Below are 17,319 nucleotides of genomic sequence, written 5' to 3' on the forward strand. Positions count from 1 at the left end.
CTCGCCGGCGGCTTGAGAAACAAAAGTCAAAAGCCACAGCCGAGGGCGGCTGTGCCACAATTCATCAAAATGGGATTCCACTCAGGGCTCACGGCACTGGGACTACCCGAGTTCCGCGCTTCGCGCTCACTTATCGGCTCCGCTGGTCTTCGGTCTGTCCTAAATTTATCGTCCTCCACTTACTTGCGTCTGAGGCCGCTCTCCATGCAACGCGATCGCCGGTCCGGCGTACAGCGTGTTGGCTCCGGTATCTGCCGCCATCTTGTTGAATTTGCCAACGTCATCTGACAACAGGGCATTGAAGCTGCGCACTTGCTCGTCTACCTGACTCCGCACCGCAGCCATTTCGCTTGTCTGCTCTTCCGAAGGAGCGCGGTCGTAGTCTTCGTTGATGCGAGAGAGCAGGCGCTGCATGCGGTCGTTGAGTCTTGCCAGATAATGCAGGTAGTACTTGGGATCATTCTGGACTGCGGGGTTGTAGACCGCTTCCTGCCACTTGCTCAGCTTTCCATCGAGCTGTTGGGCGCTGTCGAGGAGCTTGGCGTAGCGATCGCCATCCTGGCGCTCGGGGCCGCCGAGGACCGTTCTCATTGATTTGATTTGCGCTCGCAGTTCTCCGTTCCGATTCAGGGCCTGGTTCAGCGCTGAGAGTTGGTCGCGCACTTCGAGCGCGGCACGGAGTTGCGCCTGGGCTGCCTGCTGATCGAATGGGAAGCGTGGATCAGGACCGACTTCTACATTGCGTGACTCGGTGTGCCCATTCGCGGTGAGCGTGACTTTGTACGTGCCCGGCAGCGCCGTTGGTCCGCCGGCGCGGCGGAAGCCTTCTTCGCCGCCGCTCTCGGTGGCGCCTTCATTCTCGCTTTCACCGCGCCCGGTGCGCAGCGAGGTCGGCGGATCCAAGCGCAGATCCCAGGCGATGCGATTCACGCCCGCGCGGGCTGGGCCGTGCAGAGTGCGGACTGTTTGGCCATCTGGCCCTGTAATCACGATTTTGACCGGCGGCATCGTGGGCTGGCTGTCGGCACTCTTCCGGCTCTCGATCGATTGCTTCAGGTAGTAGTTGATCAGAGCTCCCGCAGGACGATTTGGTGCTGAAAATCCGCCACTGCGGCCGTAACGGCTGAACATGCTCGACAGGTGCGCGGGCGTTACTTCGAAGAGGTGCAGGTCGGCGTTTTGCACTTCTGCCGTCAATTGCTCGAGAGGACTGATGTCGTCGAGAACGAACAATCCTCTGCCATGCGTGCCGATCACAAGGTCGTGCTTCCGCTTTTCAAACTTCAGGTCATAGACCGGAGTCGCCGGGAAACCGCTCTTCAGGGCAGTCCAATGCTCGCCTTCGTCTACGGAGTAGTAAAGTCCCGTTTCGGTACCAAGGACCAGGAGGCCGCGCCGGTTCGGGTCCTCGCGCACGACATGGGCTGCCTGACTCGGCAGGCCGCGATTGATCGCGGTCCAGGTCTTGCCGAAATCGTGCGTTTTGAAAACATAAGGCCGGTGATCGTCCACCTCGTGGAAATCGACAGCGACGTAGGCTGTTCCGGCGGTAGCAGGTGACGCCTCGATCTGCCGGATTCGTCCCCACTGCGGCAGCTGCGCGATATTGCTCGCGACGTTCGACCAGTGCTGTCCTCCATCCTGCGTGACTTGAATGTTGCCGTCGTCAGTGCCGACCCAGATCACTTTTGCATCCAGCGGCGAAAGCGAGATCGCCAGGATCGTGTCGTAGTTCTCGGCGCTGCTGAGGTCTTTGAGAATGTCGCCGCCAGTGACAACCTGCTTTGACTTGTCGTTGCGCGTGAGGTCGGGACTGATCGGCGTCCAGTGCTCGCCGGCATCAGTGGAGTGGAACAGTACGTTAGCCCCGAGGTACACATCTTTGTCGTTCGCAGGTGAGACCGCGATGGGCGCAGTCCAGTTGAAGCGGTACTTTAGTTCGGAAATGGGCATATCGCCCTGATTGTGCAGATAGGGACGAATATGCCGCTGCTGTCCGGCTTCGCGGTCGAGTACTTCGATTTCGCCATCCTGCGAGTCGGAGTAGATCAACTTCGACGCAGTCAGGCCAGGAACGACGTATTGACCATCCCCGCCGACCGTAGTCCACCATTCGTTATTGGCAATCGGACCGCGCGCGAGCGTGTGTGATGGTCCACACCATCCACTGTTGTCCTGCAGGCCGCCGCAGATGGTGTAGGGCACGCGATCGTCGAGGGCTATGCTGTAAAACTGTTCGATCGGGAGCGAATCGCGAAATTGCCAGGTTTGGCCGCCGTTCCAGGAGGTGTAGACGCCGCCATCGTTGCCTTCGATCAGGCGATTGGGATCACGCGGATCGATCCACAATGCGTGATGATCCGGATGTACGCCGCGGCTGATGATGCGCGCGGTCTTGCCCCCGTCGTTGGAAAGCACGACGTCGAACGAGAGGAAATAGATCTTGTTCTCGTCATTGGGCGCAACCAAGAGATGCCCGAAATAGAACGGACGCGCGTTCAGCAGGTAGTTGTCGCTGACCTTTGTCCAATGCTCGCCGTAGTCGGCGGAATCCCACAGCACTCCTTCTTTCGATTCGACCAACGCATACACATGCTTGGGATTGCTGGGTGCAACCGCCAACCCAATTCGTCCGAGCGGCGGCTTGGGTAAGCCACCACTCAGCTTCTGCCATGTCTCGCCGCCGTCGCTCGAGCGGTAGAGTCCGCTGCTGTTTCCGCCGCTGATCATCATCCAGGGATAGCGCTGCGCCTGCCACATGCCCGCGTACAGGATCATCGGATTGGCAGGATCCATGACCAAATCGCTGGCGCCGGTCTTGTCGTCGATGTACAGGACTTTTTTCCACGTGCGACCGCCGTCGGTGCTGCGGAAGACTCCGCGCTCGGCGTTGGGAGCCCATGCATGTCCGAAGGCAGCGACGAAGACCACTTCGGGATTCGCGGGGCTCACGATAATGGTCGCAATCTGCCCGACATCCTGAAGCCCCATCGAACGCCAGCTGGCGCCCGCATCGGGAGAGAAGAACACACCACCTCCGGGTGAGATGTCATTGCGCAGATTCGCCTCGCCTGTTCCCACCCAAACCAGATTGGGATTGCTTGGAGCGATCGCCATAGCGCCCACCGAGGGCACCGGGACCTGGCTTGAGACATACCTCCATGTCGTCGCACCGTCTTCTGACTTGAACACTCCACCCGCCGCAGAGCCGGCATAGTAGATCTCAGGATGGTTCGGCACGCCGACCACGGCAGTAATGCGTCCGCCAGCGACGGCGGGGCCGAGGTTGCGGAATTGAAGGTTGTTCAGATACTCGTTCTGGGTTGCAGATGGCGCCGTGCTTTGAGAGAACGCGCTCTTGCCGGTTGCGACCTGTGCGGCTGCGCCAAAACTGAAGATGATCAACGCTGTGAGTGCGAGGCGAAGAAGGATTTGGGTGCGCATAATGCTCCTGCCGAATGCGCGATGCTGGGTTCATCGTGCGGCAAGAGTATAGTCCGAGGCTTCATTTCGTCGCGAGTCAGGGGGCTGGCCTGCGAAGAGAGTGGAATTCAGCTTTTTGTCATTGGTGCCGGGAGGGGGGGTCGAACCCCCACGAGGGGTAAACCTCGGCGGATTTTGAGTCCGCTGCGTCTGCCAGTTCCGCCATCCCGGCTTTAGGTGGGCACAATCAGGTTAGCATGCGGCGAGGAGTTCGCTGAAATGCGACACTGCTCTGACCCGGGAAAAACGCTCAAGAGAGCGACAATTTTCAGACTGCCATGCCTCGCGCTCTTGCGCGGGGGATTTGCTGTTCGGTGACTCAGAAACAGCAGGTTCCCCACTCCGCACTGGAATTATTCACACTTGAGACAGCTTCGCTGCGGAGTGAGGATGACAGCGTTTTGGCAAAGCAGAGTCCAAGGTCGAAGCGAACGTTAACGCGAATCAGCAGCCACGATCACGAATTCGATCTTCAGTTCGTCTTTTGCCTTAACCGTGCCTCCGGCGGCGCTCACCGGCTTAATGCCGAATTGGGACTGCCTGATGACGGCTTGTCCGGCGTAAGCGTTATTTCCAACGTGAACGTCCGCGGTCACCGGATTGGTTTTCCCATGCAGGCTCAGATTGCCTGCCACCGACCACGTACCCTCAGCGATTTTTCTGATCGCGGTGGACTCGAAGCGGATCTGTGGAAAGGTTGCGATCTCAAGAACCTTCTCCTGCATGTCTTTCTGAACAGCAGCCTGATCCTTTTCGGGAAGCACTTGCATCTTCGCCGTCTCCACGCGAAACCAAACGCGGCCGACGCCGGAGTCGTCGAATGCTCCCTCCGCAATCGGAGCGCTGACTTCATGTTCGTGGCCTGCAGCCGAAAACAGGCCACTCTTGCCGACGTGAATCGTGATCTTGCTGCGCGCCGTGTCGATAGCATGATCTTTGCCGAGAAGAGCAGGAGAAAAGAGCAGCATTAACACAATGGCAATAAAGGTCTTGTGCATGGGACTTCGACTCCTGTCATTTAACTCACCGTACATCGTACATTCGTGTTACGCGGACGCAACTTTCACACCGGCGTAGCGTTTCACTCACAAGTAGAGTTCAGCAGAGTTGAGCTCTTCGAGGAGAGACATGGGTAACTTTAGATTAGAAGCGGCGGCCACCAGCATCCTGGCCAGCCTGCTCGTATTCGGCAGTGCTGCAAGCGCACAATCTACAGGCACTTCAGCAACGACTCCCACCCCAGCTAATCAATCCGATATCAAGAGCGATCGTCGCGATCTGCGCCATGACAAGCGCGATGTTCGCCAGGACCGCCGGGATATCGCAAACGACAAACAAGACATCCGCGGCGACCGCAAGGACGTGCGGCAAGACCAGAAGGACATCAACCAGGACCGGCATGACCGCAATCAGGACGTTCGCGAACTGAATGCAGATCGCCGCGACCGCAACAAGGACGAAGGCCAGCTGGACAAGGCGCAAGCCAAGTACCGCAGGGACCTCAAGAGTGGCGACACGGACGATCTGGCGAAGGACAAGGCCAGAATCGCGAAGGATCGCGGCGAGCTCAAAGAAGACAACAAGGAGATTGCCGGCGAGAAGCGCGACATTCGTCACGATCAGGCCGACATCAATCATGACAAGGCCGACATCCACAACGATCGCAAGGACTTGCGGAGCGACTACCGCGGCGTCCATCACGATCGCAAGGACGTCAAGGCGGACAAGAAGGACATCCGCCACGATCGCCGGGATCTGAGACGGGACAAGCGCGGCAAGTAGATGAGATTTTGCTCAATCGCGAGCCTTCGGGTTCGCGATTTTTTTGTCCGATCAGGTAAACGAGTCCAGGGCCGATGGGAATCAATTTGCGATGGAGGGCCGCCGCCGGTCCCGCAAGTCATGACAAATAGCTTCGCGGTACTCGCTTGCTGATATTGCAGAGAACTTCGTACGCGATGGTTTGCGTAGTTGCAGCCAAGTCGGCCGCGGAGAGCTTGCTCCCATTCTGCTCACCGATCAGCAGGACTTCATCGCCAATCTGAGCGGTAGGAATTTTCGTTACGTCGATGGTCGTCACATCCATGGAAACCTTGCCAACGATCGCAGCGAACTCGCCCCGTATAAGAACGCGGCCTTGGTTTGAAAGCGCGCGATTCAGGCCGTCACCATAGCCAACCGCCAAGGTAGCAATGCGCGACGCCGCGCCGGCTACGAAGGTGAGGTTATATCCAACTCCCTGGCCAGCTTCGATGTCGCGGATGTCGATGATGCGAGTCTTCCAGGAGAGCACTGGCTTCACCGAAGGTCGTTCCGTTTCGGAAACGGCGCCAGCAGCGGTGACGAAAGGCAAATAGTAGCCATATAGAGAGATTCCCGGCCGAACCAGCGCTGTCGACTGGTTCAGGTGCTGCCATGACTCCCTGCGAACAACGATGGCGGCGCTATTGGCGAGATGTAAACACGCAGGTCGGATGTGCGCCGCAGCGAGTTGCTCGAGAGCCCGCTTGTATGCCGCCAATTGAGCCTCGACCTCAGGTGCATCGACCACCTCCGCCGACGCAAGGTGCGAATGCAGTCCTTCGATACAGATTGATTTCGCCTTGCGTGCAGCTTCCAGCACATAACCAAGATTCGCAGCGGAAACACCCTGCCTCGCCATTCCGGTGTCGACCTCGATATGCACGGGGAATCGCTCTCTACGCAGTTTTTCTGCCGCGTTATTCGCTTCGGAGATCTGCTCGGCACTCCACACTGCCGGCGTGAGGCTGTGCTCAACCACCGCTTCTCCTTCTCCGCGCCAGATTCCACTCATGAGAAGGATGCGTCCGGCGATGCCTGCACGCCGCAGCTCAATACCCTCGTCCGCCGATGTGACTCCGAACCATGAGGCGCCCGCGACCTCTAACGCGCGAGCGCACTCGATGGCGCCATGTCCATAAGCGTCACACTTCACAACCGCACAAACCGTCGCGTGCGGAGCAACGAAATCACGAATCAGTTTGTAATTGTTAACCAGAGTGGGGAGCGAGACCTCGGCCCAAGTGGGTCGCGTCGGCATGAGTTCAGTCTAGCGGGAAAGCGACTCTGGGCGCGAGAAACCGGCTGTCGGCGCGAGAAACCGGCTGTCGGCACTCGGCACTCGGCTTTCGGCTCACAGCCAAAGCAACAGCAGATTCCCAGCGCCAAAATGAGACAAGAAGAACGACAGCATTTGAAGAGGAGGAATGACGGTTTTTAAAGAGAATGAGAATGACTTCGAGAATGGAGGGTTCTTAGAAACTGTTGGCTGGCCGAAAGCCGACAGCCTCTTTCAATCCTCATCCAGCTTCTTCAACCGGCGGCTCTCCGCCAGTAGTCCCATGTTGTGACTTAGGTTCTGAAGTGTCACGATGCCGACCAGTTTCTGCTGATCGACTACCGGGATCATGGTCAATCCTCGAATTGTGATTTTGCGGAAGGCGGTCGCGAGCGATTCGCCTTTCTGGCACACCTCGAGTACGCGGTTCATTACCGACTGCACGTAGCCATTGCCTTCTGTCCGAATGGCGTCCAGGATCTTTTGTCGCGTAATGGTGCCGACCAGGTCACCGCTACGCACGACGGGGAAGTCGTCTTGCAGAGTATGCAGTGCTTTCTCGAGGGCATCCTGCAGGGTGTCTGCCGGAGAGAGCACGGCAAAGTCGGTGAGCATGATTTCTTCCATGCGCACGCTGGAGACAACCGACTGGAACAGCATGCTGCGGTCTTCCAGATGAGCCGCGATGAAGACGCAGAAGCCCACGACGATGGCCCAGATGTTGCCCGCGAAGAAACCCATCACGGTGAGCAGCATTGAGAAGCCTTGTCCGTAGCTGACGGACTTGCGCGTCGCTTCCTCCCAGGCGTTGGGCACGTCCTTTGCTGAGCTTTGCGCCAGCCATACTCGCAGCACGCGGCCGGCAGCCAACGGATACGCAGGAACAAGGTTCAGCAATCCCAGCAAGACATTGATCCAGACCAGACTGCGTGCCAAGTGTCCGGAATGAATGTAAGGCGAGACAATCAGTTTCTGCTGTGCCACCGTAACCAGAATTGCAGCGGCCATGCCGGCAACCAGCAGGTTGGCAACCGGTCCGGCCAAAGCGCTTCGTGTTTCTTGTGCGACCGTGGTGTGCGAGGTGGCGCCGTGTTCGGAGGTTTCGCCCAGCACAACGCCGCCGATGGGCAGCAAGACCAGACGCTGCAATCGATCACGCTTGCCATGCCTGAAGAGCGCGCGTGCCGTCTCCTGCACTACGACCGCCGCCAGCATCATGAAAAACAACGCCACGCCCCGAACCGGGTCCATTCCTGCCTGCTTCGTCTGTGTGACCAGCAGAGCCAGCAGCAGGAAAAACGTGAGATGCAGACGCACCTCTGTGCCAAAGAACCTGCCGACCGGAATGGACCAAGCGCGAATCAATGATTTGAAAAGTATCCTCTGAGGCAATTCTTCATTGTAAGAAATGGATTCGGGTTCTGTACATTGAGGTTTCTATGCGTGTCATAGCCGGGCAGTATCGCAGCCGCAGATTAATGGCACCTCCAGGCACAGATACCCGTCCGACCTCGGACCGGCTGCGCGAAACGCTGTTCAATGTCCTCTCAGCTGGAATCCCCGAGAGCGTCTGGTTCGACCTCTTTGCCGGCTCTGGCGCTGTCGGAATCGAAGCCTTAAGCCGCGGCGCACGCATGGTGTACTTCGTCGAGAGCGCTGCAAGGGCCGCCCAAACAATCCGTGCGAACCTTCGCAATCTGTCGATCACCGAAGGATTTGAAGTGCAGGAGCGAGAGGCGTTTCAAGCGTTGCGTGCGCTCGACGCTGCCGCGGTCGTCTGCGATTTCTGCTTTATCGATCCTCCTTATGCCGAAGAAGCAGCTTACGAGCAGAGCCTGGGCTTCCTGTCTCAATCGAGGCTGCTGACGCAGAAGAGCATCGTGATCGCAGAGCATGACAAGCACTCCGATCTCGCGGAGCGCTATGGAGCATTGCAAAGATTTAGGCGATTGCAGCAGGGAGATGCGGTGCTGAGCTTTTACAGGCTGGGATAGAGATGCTGGAGCTGGAACCTTGGAACAAGTTGCGTTTCTTCCCTGAAGCCATGCCCCTTCAAAACGCTTTTCTGTAAGCGAATTTGTACAACAGACGCAGTCCACGGCAGCGGATGTCTCTACCCTGCACATTCGGGGAGCGAAGTCTCCTACATGAACAATTCGCGCGTCGTGTTTGCGATCGGATGCTGCATTACGTCGAGCTCGTTTTTCACCATATTGAGCCCGCAGACGCAATCTTCGAAGCGCTCGGCGAGTTTGCCGAATAGCGGCGCAGCCCCGGCGTATTCGTAAAGATCAAACTTGGAGACAATGTAGTAGCTCTCTTTGCCTGCCTTAATGAAGTCAATCAGGCTGTCGAGGCGCTGACGGCGCAGTCGCGTCGAGTTCAGGCTGTCGGGAAACATGCCGGCAAAGAATAGGGTGTAGTCGCCGATGTGTTTGCGAATTTCGCGCTCACGGTCAAAGGAAGGAGCAGAGCCAAAAATGGGATCTGACTCGAGGAGCATCTCGCCAACGTCCGCCAGCGGACGTCCGGCAGCATTGCGGATTTTGTACAGCTCCTCAGACTGGCAGAAATTTGCCAGCATCTCTGAGATGTAGTGGGTTAAGCCGGCATCTCGAAGTCCGATCGTCGAGGCAAACGTCTCGGTGATCAGACCGCCAAAGAAGTCCTGCAACAGCTTCGATCCTGAGTTCACCTGCACTCCTCCCCACGATCCGCTGCTCACTTTCAGTACGCGTTCGCGGCTACAGTTGGACGGCTGTAAAGGAAGTACTGTTTATAAGAACACTACTTACAACGACAGGTTTCCTTGTGCAACTGCAAATCGTGCAGGTACCAAAGTTTGTTAGCAGTCCCACATCGAGAGTGCGAATCAGCGAACTGCTAGAGCGAATGTGAGTTGCGGGCGCGCGAGCGTTTAGAATGGCGTGCCACCGACAATGTCACGCACTAATTACTCAAGTGGTACACCTTGGGAGCCGGTCATCGGCTATTCGCGCGCAGTGAAAGTTGGCCGGCAGATCTGGCTTTCCGGAACTACTGCAACAAACGAAGCCGGAGAGATCGTTGGACTGGGCGATGCGCCTGCTCAAGCTCGCCAGACGATTCGCAATATCGAGCGCGCGCTGCAAAAGGCAGGAGCCTCGCTCAAACACGTCGTGCGCACGCGCATGTTCGTCGTTCGTCATGAAGATGCCGAAGCAGTAACGCTCGTACACGGCGAATTCTTCGCAGACATTCGACCGGCTACATCTCTGCTCGTTATTAAAGCGCTGCTCGATCCCCGCATGCTGGTTGAGATCGAAGCGGAAGCCATACTTCCCGAATATTCGGAGGCAAAAGGATGAAATGTCTGCAAGCGCTGTTCTTGCTAATAGCAGTTGCAGGTATCGCTCAAACCGCTCCCACAACAACCGGCACGATGGGAACGCACGCCACGTCGGAAGCTAAGACCATCGTCATACGCGCCGGCACACTGATCGATGGGACCAGCGCACAACCGAAACGGAACCAGGTAATCATCGTTCGCGGCAATCGCATCGTCAGCGTCGGCGATGGCACTTCAGCGCAAGCTCCGGCGGACGCGCAGACGATCGATCTGAGTCGGGCAACCGTCCTTCCCGGATTGATCGACACCCACACGCATATCTTCCTGCAAGGCGAGGATCCGGCCGAAGGCGGATATGACATCCAGTTGCTGAAGTATCCAGCGTCTTTTCGTGCAGCTCGCGCGACGATGTCTTGTAGACGCGCGCTCGAGCAAGGCTTCACCACTCTGCGCGACCTTGAAACCGAAGGCGCAGGCTACGGCGATGTTGGGATCAAGGAAGCTATCGAGGGCGGATACATTCCCGGTCCGCGCCTGTTCGTGGTCACCCGCGCGATCTCAACGACTGGAGGATATCCGCTGGAGGGCTATGCGCCGGAGATCAACGTTCCCAAAGGCGCACAGTTGATCGACGGTCCAGTGGAAGCCCGCAAAGCCGCGCGCGAGCAACTCGACAACGGAGCGGACTGGATCAAGGTCTACATGACGCATCGCTCCTGGCTCGACGACAAAGGCAACCTCGTCTCGCAACCCACTCTGACACTGGATGAGATAAAGGCGATCGTCGATGAAACTCACGGCTGGCATAAAAAGGTCGCATGCCACGCCTACAACGGCATTGGACTGCAGCGCGCTCTTGATGGCGGATGCGATTCCATCGAGCATGGTCTCGAAATCAGCGACGCGCAGATCGCGCAAATGGTGAAGCAGGGAACATGGTATGTGCCGACGATGTCGGTCTACTACTCCCATTGGGCTCCGGAAAACACCGATGATGGACGCCGCGATCGCAAGCGCGCCGCCGTCCACGGCACCTCCTTCAACAAAGCCTTGAAAGCCGGAGTGAAGATGGCTTTCGGCACCGACGCCGGCGGATTCTCCTGGAACCAGCCCATCGCAGAGGAGTTCGCCCGCGAAGTGGAGTTCGGCATGACTCCAATGCAGGCCATTCAAAGCGCCACCTCGCGCGCCGCCGAGTTGCTCGACAAACAAGGCAAGCTTGGAGTGATTGCACCCGGCGCGTACGCAGATGTAATCGCCGTGAATGAAGATCCTCTACGCGACGTGAATGCACTGAAGAATGTCACCTTCGTCATGAAGGATGGAGAAGTGTACAAGCCGACGCCGACGAGTCGGTGATAGATTTCCAGACAAGGTGATGCAAACGGTTCTTAGATAACGTAGTGAGCTTTAGGGAAGGCACCGGCTTCAGCCGTGCCGTAAATGGTCGAGTCGCACTGGGCTGTAGCCCTGCGGTCGGTGGAGTGTACGAGCAACTCTGACCCCAGCGGCTAAAACCAACAGACGTTCCGAGTTTGTTCGGCCCGGCTGAAGCCGCTGCCCCTCCCTACGCCATTGCTACTTACAAAGCTTCGAAACCGTATTCCCCATTACATGTCCGCCTCCAAAAAACTTCGCGTAGGCGTGCTCTTCGGTGGTCGTAGCGGAGAGCACGAGGTCTCGCTGCTCTCAGCAGCGTCGGTGCTGAAGGCAATTGATCGCAATAAGTATGACGTGGTTCCCATCGGCATTAATAAAGAAGGTCGCTGGCTAACCTCCGGCGAATCGCAGAAGTTGCTGGGCGGCGACGGATCGCAAGGCAATCCACGGCATCTTCGCGCTGGCGATCCTGAAGACACGGTGGGAGCGGCTGTGCTTGCGCGCGGCGATGCCGTCATCGTACCTCCGGAGCCGAGGGGACAGCATCACTCGCTGATTCCATTCGAAAGCGGATCCGCGCCGGAAGTTCGCCAAGCACACCAGGCAATTGATGTCGATGTGATCTTCCCCGTGCTTCATGGAACCTTCGGAGAAGACGGGACTATTCAAGGCCTTCTCGAACTCGCCGGAATTCCTTACGTCGGCGCAGGAGTGCTCGGCTCCGCTGCCGGCATGGATAAAGATGTGATGAAGCGTCTCTTCGCCGTCGCGGGCCTGCCGATGGTGAAGCATGTAACCGTACTCCGCAGCCAATGGCAGACAGAGCCCAAGAAGGTTACAAAAGAGGTTGAGTCCAAGCTGAAATATCCCGTCTTCGTGAAGCCCGCGAACCTCGGCTCGTCAGTCGGCATTTCCAAGGCGCATGACCGCAAGGAACTCGGCCCAGCCATGAATCTGGCCGCCAGCTATGATCGCAAGATCATCATCGAGCAAGGCGTTGGAGGGAAGAAGAAGAAAGCCCGCGAGATCGAGTGTTCCGTATTGGGAAACGATGATCCGCAGGCCAGCGTTGCCGGGGAGATCGTCCCAGTGAAGGAGTTTTACGATTACGCAGCCAAATATCTCGACGAGGGCTCGGAGCTGCTGATACCGGCCCAGCTGTCGAAGAAGCTTAGTAAGGAAGTGCGGGAGATGGCGATTGCTGCGTTTAAAGCCATCGATTGCGCGGGACTGGCCCGCGTCGATTTCCTGCTCGATCCGACCAGCGAAAAGCTCTACCTGAACGAGATCAACACTATGCCTGGCTTTACCGCGATCAGCATGTATCCAAAACTGTGGGCAGCGACGGGATTGGAGTATCCCAGGCTGATCGATCGCTTGATCGCGTTGGCACTAGAGCGCCACGCGGAAAAGAGCAAGAACACGTATAGCCGGTAATTCGATCTTAGAGATGATTTGATTACGTGGTTCCAGCCCTCGGCCGGTACAGAGCGTGCGATTCCCATTGCGATTGCGTTCACTATTCAGACTGAAATTTTAACTTCGAATCCACAAAATCAACTGCAAAGAGCCTGGCCGAGGGCGGCCGGAACCACGCACACAAAATCGGCAGAACGTGAATCCCAGGTTGGGACAAATCAAACATTCTTCTTCCCCGAGACGAACGCATTCCCGGCAATCAGATATCTCAACGGCATCTCGTGTGATTTGGTGATGCCGATGCGCAACGTCTCGCGAATCTGGCCCACGCGCCAACCATCATCCAAAATCTTTAGAGGCGAATCGCCCGTATAGAGCCTTTGACCGTTCAATTTTGGGCGCGTGATCTCTAATGCCTGGCATACCCGCCCGGGACCGCTCGTCAACATTTTCAATCCCGAAATAGAACTCAATCGCTCTGGCGACAGTCCACGCGCTGCGGCCATTTCCTTCAGGCCTTCCACTGGTTCAAGAGCCCGCAGCAGCACACACCCTGCCTGTCCTTCAGGCATACAGGAAAAATTCAGGCAATAGTGCACACCGTATATGAAATAGACATAAGCATGACCGGGAGCACCAAAGAGCACCTGGTTCCGCTCGGTTTGGCCCGCAGCCGAGTGTGCAGCGAGATCGCCTTCCCCGAGATAGACCTCAACTTCAACAATCCGCCCCGAGAGTCTCTTCCGTGCACGACCGGACAATGTACGGACGAGAATTTTGCCCAGCAACTCTCGTGCTACGATTCGTGGGTCACGCGCATAGAACTTCTGCGGTAGAACAACGCCGCGTTCGCTGCTGGCTGCCATTTACGCTTTAGATTACCTGCAACCATTCACGGCAGTATTCGGCTCACAATTAGGGTGACCAGCCACTCGCGTCGATGACGATCTCAGGAGGGGAGATGAAAGGCAAAATCGCTTTGAATCTTGCAACTGTATTTGCGTTCGCGATGTCGCTGAGCGCCACCACACTTCCGGCCGGCACAAACGTAACTGTGCGCACCGGAGCTACTCTGTCCTCTAAAAGCGCGAGGGCAGGCAAGACGATTCCCTGTTCCGTCGCGCGGGATGTTGTCTTGCACGGAAAAAAGTTAGCCAAAGTTGGCGATCCCGCGAAGTGCCGGGTCACCGGCGTTAAGCATAGCGGACGGCTGCATGCTCCCGGCTTGCTCTCGATACGCCTTGCCGAAGTGAACGGACAGGCCGTAGCCACTGGGTCACACACTTTTAAAGGCAAGGGCCACACCAAGAGCAACGTCACCAAGATCGGCGGCGGAGCCGCGGCTGGTGCGTTGATCGGAGGTCTCGCTGGTGGGGGCAAGGGAGCGCTGATTGGAACCGCTGCGGGCGGTGCCGCTGGCACCGGAGTCGCAGCAACTACCGGCAAGGAAGAAGTTGTAGTCCCGGCCGAGACCGCAATGACGTTCACAATTCACGGCGCTACGAAGCAAAATCGGTAGATTGGAAGTGCGTTCAGAGTGCCCGGCTTTGGCCGGGCATTCTATTTTCTGGCTCGAGGTTGATCCTCGGACTGCGACTTTACGTTGAATTTTTCGCGAGTTGCTGAATTAGTTTTTCGCATCCTACGCTGCCATCTTGCCACGATTCGTACTTAGCTCGTATTATCGTCAGTCCGCCCTTCCATCTCAGTCATGAACACCCAAAGCACAAAGCCACAGATCGTTCTGCGCGAAAAAACGCGCCTGATGTCGGCCTCGGAGATCGAGCGTACGCTGGTTCGTCTGGCGCATGAGATCGTCGAGAAGAACAATGGTGTGGAGCGACTCGGTTTTGTCGGCATCAAACGCCGGGGAGTTCCGCTGGCCAAGCGGTTAGCCGGGCTGGTCAGCAAGATTGAGAAGTCGCCGATCGACGTGGGCACACTCGATATCAATCTGTATCGTGACGATCTCTCGACCACTGGGCCAAAGCCGATCGTGAACAAAATGGACATCGGCTTCGACGTCACTGATAAAAACATCATCCTGGTGGATGATGTCCTGTACACCGGCAGAACCATCCGCGCAGCGCTCGACGCTTTATTCGACCATGGACGTCCCAGCCGCGTGCAATTGCTGGTGCTGATCGATCGCGGACATCGCGAACTTCCTATCGAAGCCGCCTTCATCGGGCGCACCGTGCAGACCACGCAAAACGAGATCATCGAAGTAAAACTGCAAGAGACCGATCCCAGCGAACAAGTGCTCCTGGTGGAGAAGGTATTGGCATGATCTCAGGGGAGAACCCCCGCAGCCGATCCCAAACATTCCGCCGCAGTATTCGTTCTGCTTCGCTCCGTAAGGAGCGCTTCTCCCATTCCGCGCGCTCGTTGCTCGACATCGAGTCACTCAGCGACAGCGATATTGACTCTCTTCTGAAGGAAGCCGGACGTTTCAAAGTGAGCCCGAAAAAGTCTCCTCTGGTGCGCCGCCATGTCGCGCTCCTCTTCTACGAGGCCAGCACCAGGACGCGCTGCTCATTCGAGCTTGCGGCGAAGTCATTGGGCGCATCCACTACGCTGGTGAGCACGACGGCATCCAGCATCGAAAAAGGTGAATCCCTCGTCGATACGGGTGCAACGTTAGCGGCGATGGGAGCCGAATGCATTGTGATCCGCCATCCTTCTTCGGGAGCGCCCCATGTGCTGGCTCGTCATCTTACGATCCCGATTGTGAACGCTGGGGACGGAATGCACGAACATCCGTCGCAAGCTCTGCTCGACTGCTTCACAATCTTGCAGCATCGTCGCTCGTTACAGGGCCTGGGGCTGCTGCTGGTGGGGGACATCTTTCATAGCCGTGTTGCCCGCTCCAATGCGTTGCTGCTGACCAGACTCGGAGCGCAAGTCACATTTTGCGGGCCTCCGGCTCTCTTGCCCGATGTCGCGGAAACTATCGCTCCAAACGTGCGCATCACGCGAGATTTTGACGCCGCTCTGCCAACTGCTGATGTGATCATGATGTTGCGAGTTCAGAAGGAGCGATTGGCGGGCCTGCAACTCTCGGTTGACGATTACATTCGCGACTATCAGTTAACCTCGGAACGCCTGACACTGGCGCCAGCTGACGCGCTGGTAATGCATCCTGGACCAATGGTTCGCGGTATGGAGCTCACCAGTGAAGTCGCCGACAGTGCCCGCTCCCTCGTACTCGAGCAGGTACGCAACGGAGTTGCCGTGCGCCGCGCCATTCTGTTGCGAGCGCTTGGAGGACACGCTTGAGCCGCAAGCTAAGCTACATAAGTACGCGCGCCTTACTGATCAGCGGCGGCTCTCTCATTACGGAGAGTGGGGAGGTGCAAAAAGGTGACCTACTGATTGAAAACGGGCGCATCGCCGCAATCGATCAGATCGGCAAGATTCCTGAGCGCGGTCAAACCGTGCTCGAAGCGCGTGGATTGATCGTGTCACCGGGATTCATCGATCTGCACGTACATTTACGCGAGCCTGGGCAGAGCCATAAAGAGACAATCGCGACCGGGACAGCCGCCGCAGCGGTTGGTGGTTTCACTACAGTCTGCCCCATGCCGAACACTACGCCCGTGAATGACTCGCCCGAGATTACGCGTTGGATGCAGCAGCCCCAGCGCAGAGCAGCGGCCAAAGTTCATCCCATCGCTGCCGCCACCATCAGCAGCAATGGTGAACGACTGACGGACTTCAAAGCATTGGTGGAAGCTGGCGCAGTGGCCGTGACCGATGATGGCCGTCCCATTTTGGGAGATAGTATCATGCGAGAGGCATTGCAGGCCGCCCGCGAGCTCGGGATTCCAGTGATTCAGCATGCTGAAGACACGCGCATGAGCCAGGGCTGTACTATGCACGAAGGTCCAACTTCCTTCCGACTTGGTCTGCGAGGCGTGAAGGCGGAGGCTGAGGCCTCGATCGTCGCGCGCGATATTGAACTCGCAGCCGAGACCAAGGCGCGTCTTCATGTGGCCCACTTATCCACTGATGCAGCGCTTAAACAGGTTCGCCAAGCTCGAGAGCAGGGAGTGCAGGTGACCTGTGAAGTTACGCCACATCATCTCCTGCTCACTGACGAAGAGGTCGGTGACTACGACACCAACTGCAAGATGAACCCACCGCTCCGCGCCGAATCCGATCGACAGGCAATGTGGGATGGCCTTCGCGACGGCAGCATCGATTGCATTGCCACTGATCACGCTCCCCATGCCGCTCACGAAAAAGATCAGGAGTTCGAACGCGCGCCATTTGGCGTCACCGGACTTGAAACTGCGCTGCCGATCGCGCTAATGGTTGCAGCGGGCGATCCGCAACTCGTGGTACGTTGGCTCTCCTGCAATCCTGCCAGCGTGATGGGCTGGAAAGATGCCGGAGTGCTTCGCGTCGGCGCTTCCGCCGACATAACCATATTCGATCCCGCAGAAGAATGGACATTCACCGCGAGCGAGTCCAAATCAAAATCGAAGAACTCCCCATTCATCGGCAAACGTTTGCGGGGACGTGTGCAATACACGATTGTGGATGGATGCGTTATGTGGTCGTTGTGAGTGTGCTCTTAGTCCGAAGGAACCGCGATTGGATAGCGTTGATGACTTCGAGCCGCTTC

At 57.4% G+C, this 17,319-nt stretch carries 15 protein-coding genes and 1 tRNA gene; 9 read left to right on the top strand and 7 right to left on the bottom strand.

The window, feature by feature from the left end; translation table 11 throughout:
• Positions 1-165: 165 nt before the first annotated feature.
• The 3 genes from DMG62_08340 to DMG62_08350 all read right to left on the bottom strand — a co-directional run bounded on the left by DMG62_08340 (position 166) and on the right by DMG62_08350 (position 4,517).
• Positions 166-3,444, bottom strand: a complete 3,279-nt coding sequence (locus tag DMG62_08340) for a hypothetical protein (protein ID PYY23373.1) — start codon at positions 3,442-3,444, stop codon at positions 166-168.
• Positions 3,445-3,566: 122 nt separating this feature from the next.
• Positions 3,567-3,655: transfer RNA gene (locus DMG62_08345), tRNA-Leu, on the bottom strand.
• A gap of 262 nt (positions 3,656-3,917) precedes the next feature.
• The gene (locus DMG62_08350) at positions 3,918-4,517 is read right to left on the bottom strand and encodes a hypothetical protein (GenBank protein ID PYY23374.1); all 600 of its coding nucleotides are present in this window, start codon (positions 4,515-4,517) and stop codon (positions 3,918-3,920) included.
• 94 nt (positions 4,518-4,611) lie between these two features.
• Between DMG62_08350 and DMG62_08355 the strand changes: the two genes are divergently transcribed.
• Positions 4,612-5,265, top strand: coding sequence for a hypothetical protein (locus DMG62_08355; GenBank protein PYY23375.1), 654 nt, complete (start codon positions 4,612-4,614; stop codon positions 5,263-5,265).
• Positions 5,266-5,383: 118 nt separating this feature from the next.
• Here DMG62_08355 and alr read toward each other — a convergent pair whose 3' ends face one another.
• Entirely contained in the window at positions 5,384-6,544 is a 1,161-nt protein-coding gene (alr, locus tag DMG62_08360) for an alanine racemase (GenBank protein ID PYY23376.1), read from the bottom strand.
• 252 nt (positions 6,545-6,796) lie between these two features.
• On the bottom strand, positions 6,797-7,927 hold the full coding sequence (locus DMG62_08365; protein PYY23377.1) for a peptidase M50: 1,131 nt from the start codon (positions 7,925-7,927) through the stop codon (positions 6,797-6,799).
• Between the two features lie 74 nt (positions 7,928-8,001).
• Here DMG62_08365 and rsmD point away from each other — a divergent pair, with 74 nt between their 5' ends.
• Positions 8,002-8,556 carry a 16S rRNA (guanine(966)-N(2))-methyltransferase RsmD gene (gene rsmD, locus DMG62_08370; protein PYY23378.1) on the top strand — a complete coding sequence of 185 codons (555 nt, stop codon included), beginning with the start codon at positions 8,002-8,004 and terminating at the stop codon, positions 8,554-8,556.
• A 149-nt stretch (positions 8,557-8,705) separates the two neighbouring features.
• On the opposite strand, the gene DMG62_08375 is transcribed toward rsmD, so the two are convergent.
• A complete protein-coding gene (locus tag DMG62_08375) occupies positions 8,706-9,287 on the bottom strand; it encodes a hypothetical protein (GenBank protein PYY23379.1) in 582 nt (193 codons plus the stop codon).
• A 214-nt stretch (positions 9,288-9,501) separates the two neighbouring features.
• Between DMG62_08375 and DMG62_08380 the strand changes: the two genes are divergently transcribed.
• From DMG62_08380 to DMG62_08390, 3 genes are all read left to right on the top strand, one after another.
• Positions 9,502-9,909 (top strand): hypothetical protein, encoded by a 408-nt coding sequence (locus tag DMG62_08380; protein ID PYY23380.1) that lies wholly within the window; start codon positions 9,502-9,504, stop codon positions 9,907-9,909.
• On the top strand, positions 9,906-11,249 hold the full coding sequence (locus DMG62_08385; GenBank protein ID PYY23381.1) for an amidohydrolase: 1,344 nt from the start codon (positions 9,906-9,908) through the stop codon (positions 11,247-11,249). Before DMG62_08380 ends, DMG62_08385 begins: the two co-directional genes overlap by 4 nt.
• Before the next feature lie 255 nt (positions 11,250-11,504).
• Positions 11,505-12,707, top strand: a complete 1,203-nt coding sequence (locus tag DMG62_08390) for a D-alanine--D-alanine ligase A (protein ID PYY23382.1) — start codon at positions 11,505-11,507, stop codon at positions 12,705-12,707.
• A gap of 200 nt (positions 12,708-12,907) precedes the next feature.
• On the opposite strand, the gene DMG62_08395 is transcribed toward DMG62_08390, so the two are convergent.
• Entirely contained in the window at positions 12,908-13,555 is a 648-nt protein-coding gene (locus DMG62_08395) for a DNA-3-methyladenine glycosylase (protein ID PYY23383.1), read from the bottom strand.
• A 95-nt stretch (positions 13,556-13,650) separates the two neighbouring features.
• Between DMG62_08395 and DMG62_08400 the strand changes: the two genes are divergently transcribed.
• The 4 genes from DMG62_08400 to DMG62_08415 all read left to right on the top strand — a co-directional run bounded on the left by DMG62_08400 (position 13,651) and on the right by DMG62_08415 (position 17,260).
• Positions 13,651-14,208: a hypothetical protein gene (locus DMG62_08400; protein PYY23384.1), complete on the top strand. Its 558-nt coding sequence runs from the start codon at positions 13,651-13,653 to the stop codon at positions 14,206-14,208.
• Between the two features lie 246 nt (positions 14,209-14,454).
• Positions 14,455-14,979, top strand: a complete 525-nt coding sequence (locus DMG62_08405) for a bifunctional pyr operon transcriptional regulator/uracil phosphoribosyltransferase PyrR (GenBank protein PYY23457.1) — start codon at positions 14,455-14,457, stop codon at positions 14,977-14,979.
• Entirely contained in the window at positions 14,976-15,968 is a 993-nt protein-coding gene (locus tag DMG62_08410; GenBank protein PYY23385.1) for an aspartate carbamoyltransferase, read from the top strand. The genes DMG62_08405 and DMG62_08410 overlap by 4 nt, the downstream gene beginning before the upstream one ends.
• Before the next feature lie 17 nt (positions 15,969-15,985).
• The gene (locus tag DMG62_08415) at positions 15,986-17,260 is read left to right on the top strand and encodes a dihydroorotase (protein ID PYY23458.1); all 1,275 of its coding nucleotides are present in this window, start codon (positions 15,986-15,988) and stop codon (positions 17,258-17,260) included.
• The last annotated feature ends 59 nt before the right edge of the window (positions 17,261-17,319 follow it).

The sequence above is a fragment of the Acidobacteriota bacterium genome, from assembly GCA_003225175.1.
In the GTDB taxonomy this organism is placed as follows: domain Bacteria; phylum Acidobacteriota; class Terriglobia; order Terriglobales; family Acidobacteriaceae; genus Gp1-AA112.

What these genes read in the sequence shown, in the direction of transcription:
- DMG62_08340 (PYY23373.1), bottom strand. Translation starts at nt 3,444, where the DNA reads ATGCGCACCCAAATCCTTCTTCGCCTCGCACTCACAGCGTTGATCATC.
- DMG62_08350 (PYY23374.1), bottom strand. Translation starts at nt 4,517, where the DNA reads ATGTACGGTGAGTTAAATGACAGGAGTCGAAGTCCCATGCACAAGACC.
- DMG62_08355 (PYY23375.1), top strand. Translation starts at nt 4,612, where the DNA reads ATGGGTAACTTTAGATTAGAAGCGGCGGCCACCAGCATCCTGGCCAGC.
- alr (PYY23376.1), bottom strand. Translation starts at nt 6,544, where the DNA reads ATGCCGACGCGACCCACTTGGGCCGAGGTCTCGCTCCCCACTCTGGTT.
- rsmD (PYY23378.1), top strand. Translation starts at nt 8,002, where the DNA reads ATGCGTGTCATAGCCGGGCAGTATCGCAGCCGCAGATTAATGGCACCT.
- DMG62_08380 (PYY23380.1), top strand. Translation starts at nt 9,502, where the DNA reads ATGTCACGCACTAATTACTCAAGTGGTACACCTTGGGAGCCGGTCATC.
- DMG62_08385 (PYY23381.1), top strand. Translation starts at nt 9,906, where the DNA reads ATGAAATGTCTGCAAGCGCTGTTCTTGCTAATAGCAGTTGCAGGTATC.
- DMG62_08390 (PYY23382.1), top strand. Translation starts at nt 11,505, where the DNA reads ATGTCCGCCTCCAAAAAACTTCGCGTAGGCGTGCTCTTCGGTGGTCGT.
- DMG62_08395 (PYY23383.1), bottom strand. Translation starts at nt 13,555, where the DNA reads ATGGCAGCCAGCAGCGAACGCGGCGTTGTTCTACCGCAGAAGTTCTAT.
- DMG62_08400 (PYY23384.1), top strand. Translation starts at nt 13,651, where the DNA reads ATGAAAGGCAAAATCGCTTTGAATCTTGCAACTGTATTTGCGTTCGCG.
- DMG62_08405 (PYY23457.1), top strand. Translation starts at nt 14,455, where the DNA reads ATGTCGGCCTCGGAGATCGAGCGTACGCTGGTTCGTCTGGCGCATGAG.
- DMG62_08410 (PYY23385.1), top strand. Translation starts at nt 14,976, where the DNA reads ATGATCTCAGGGGAGAACCCCCGCAGCCGATCCCAAACATTCCGCCGC.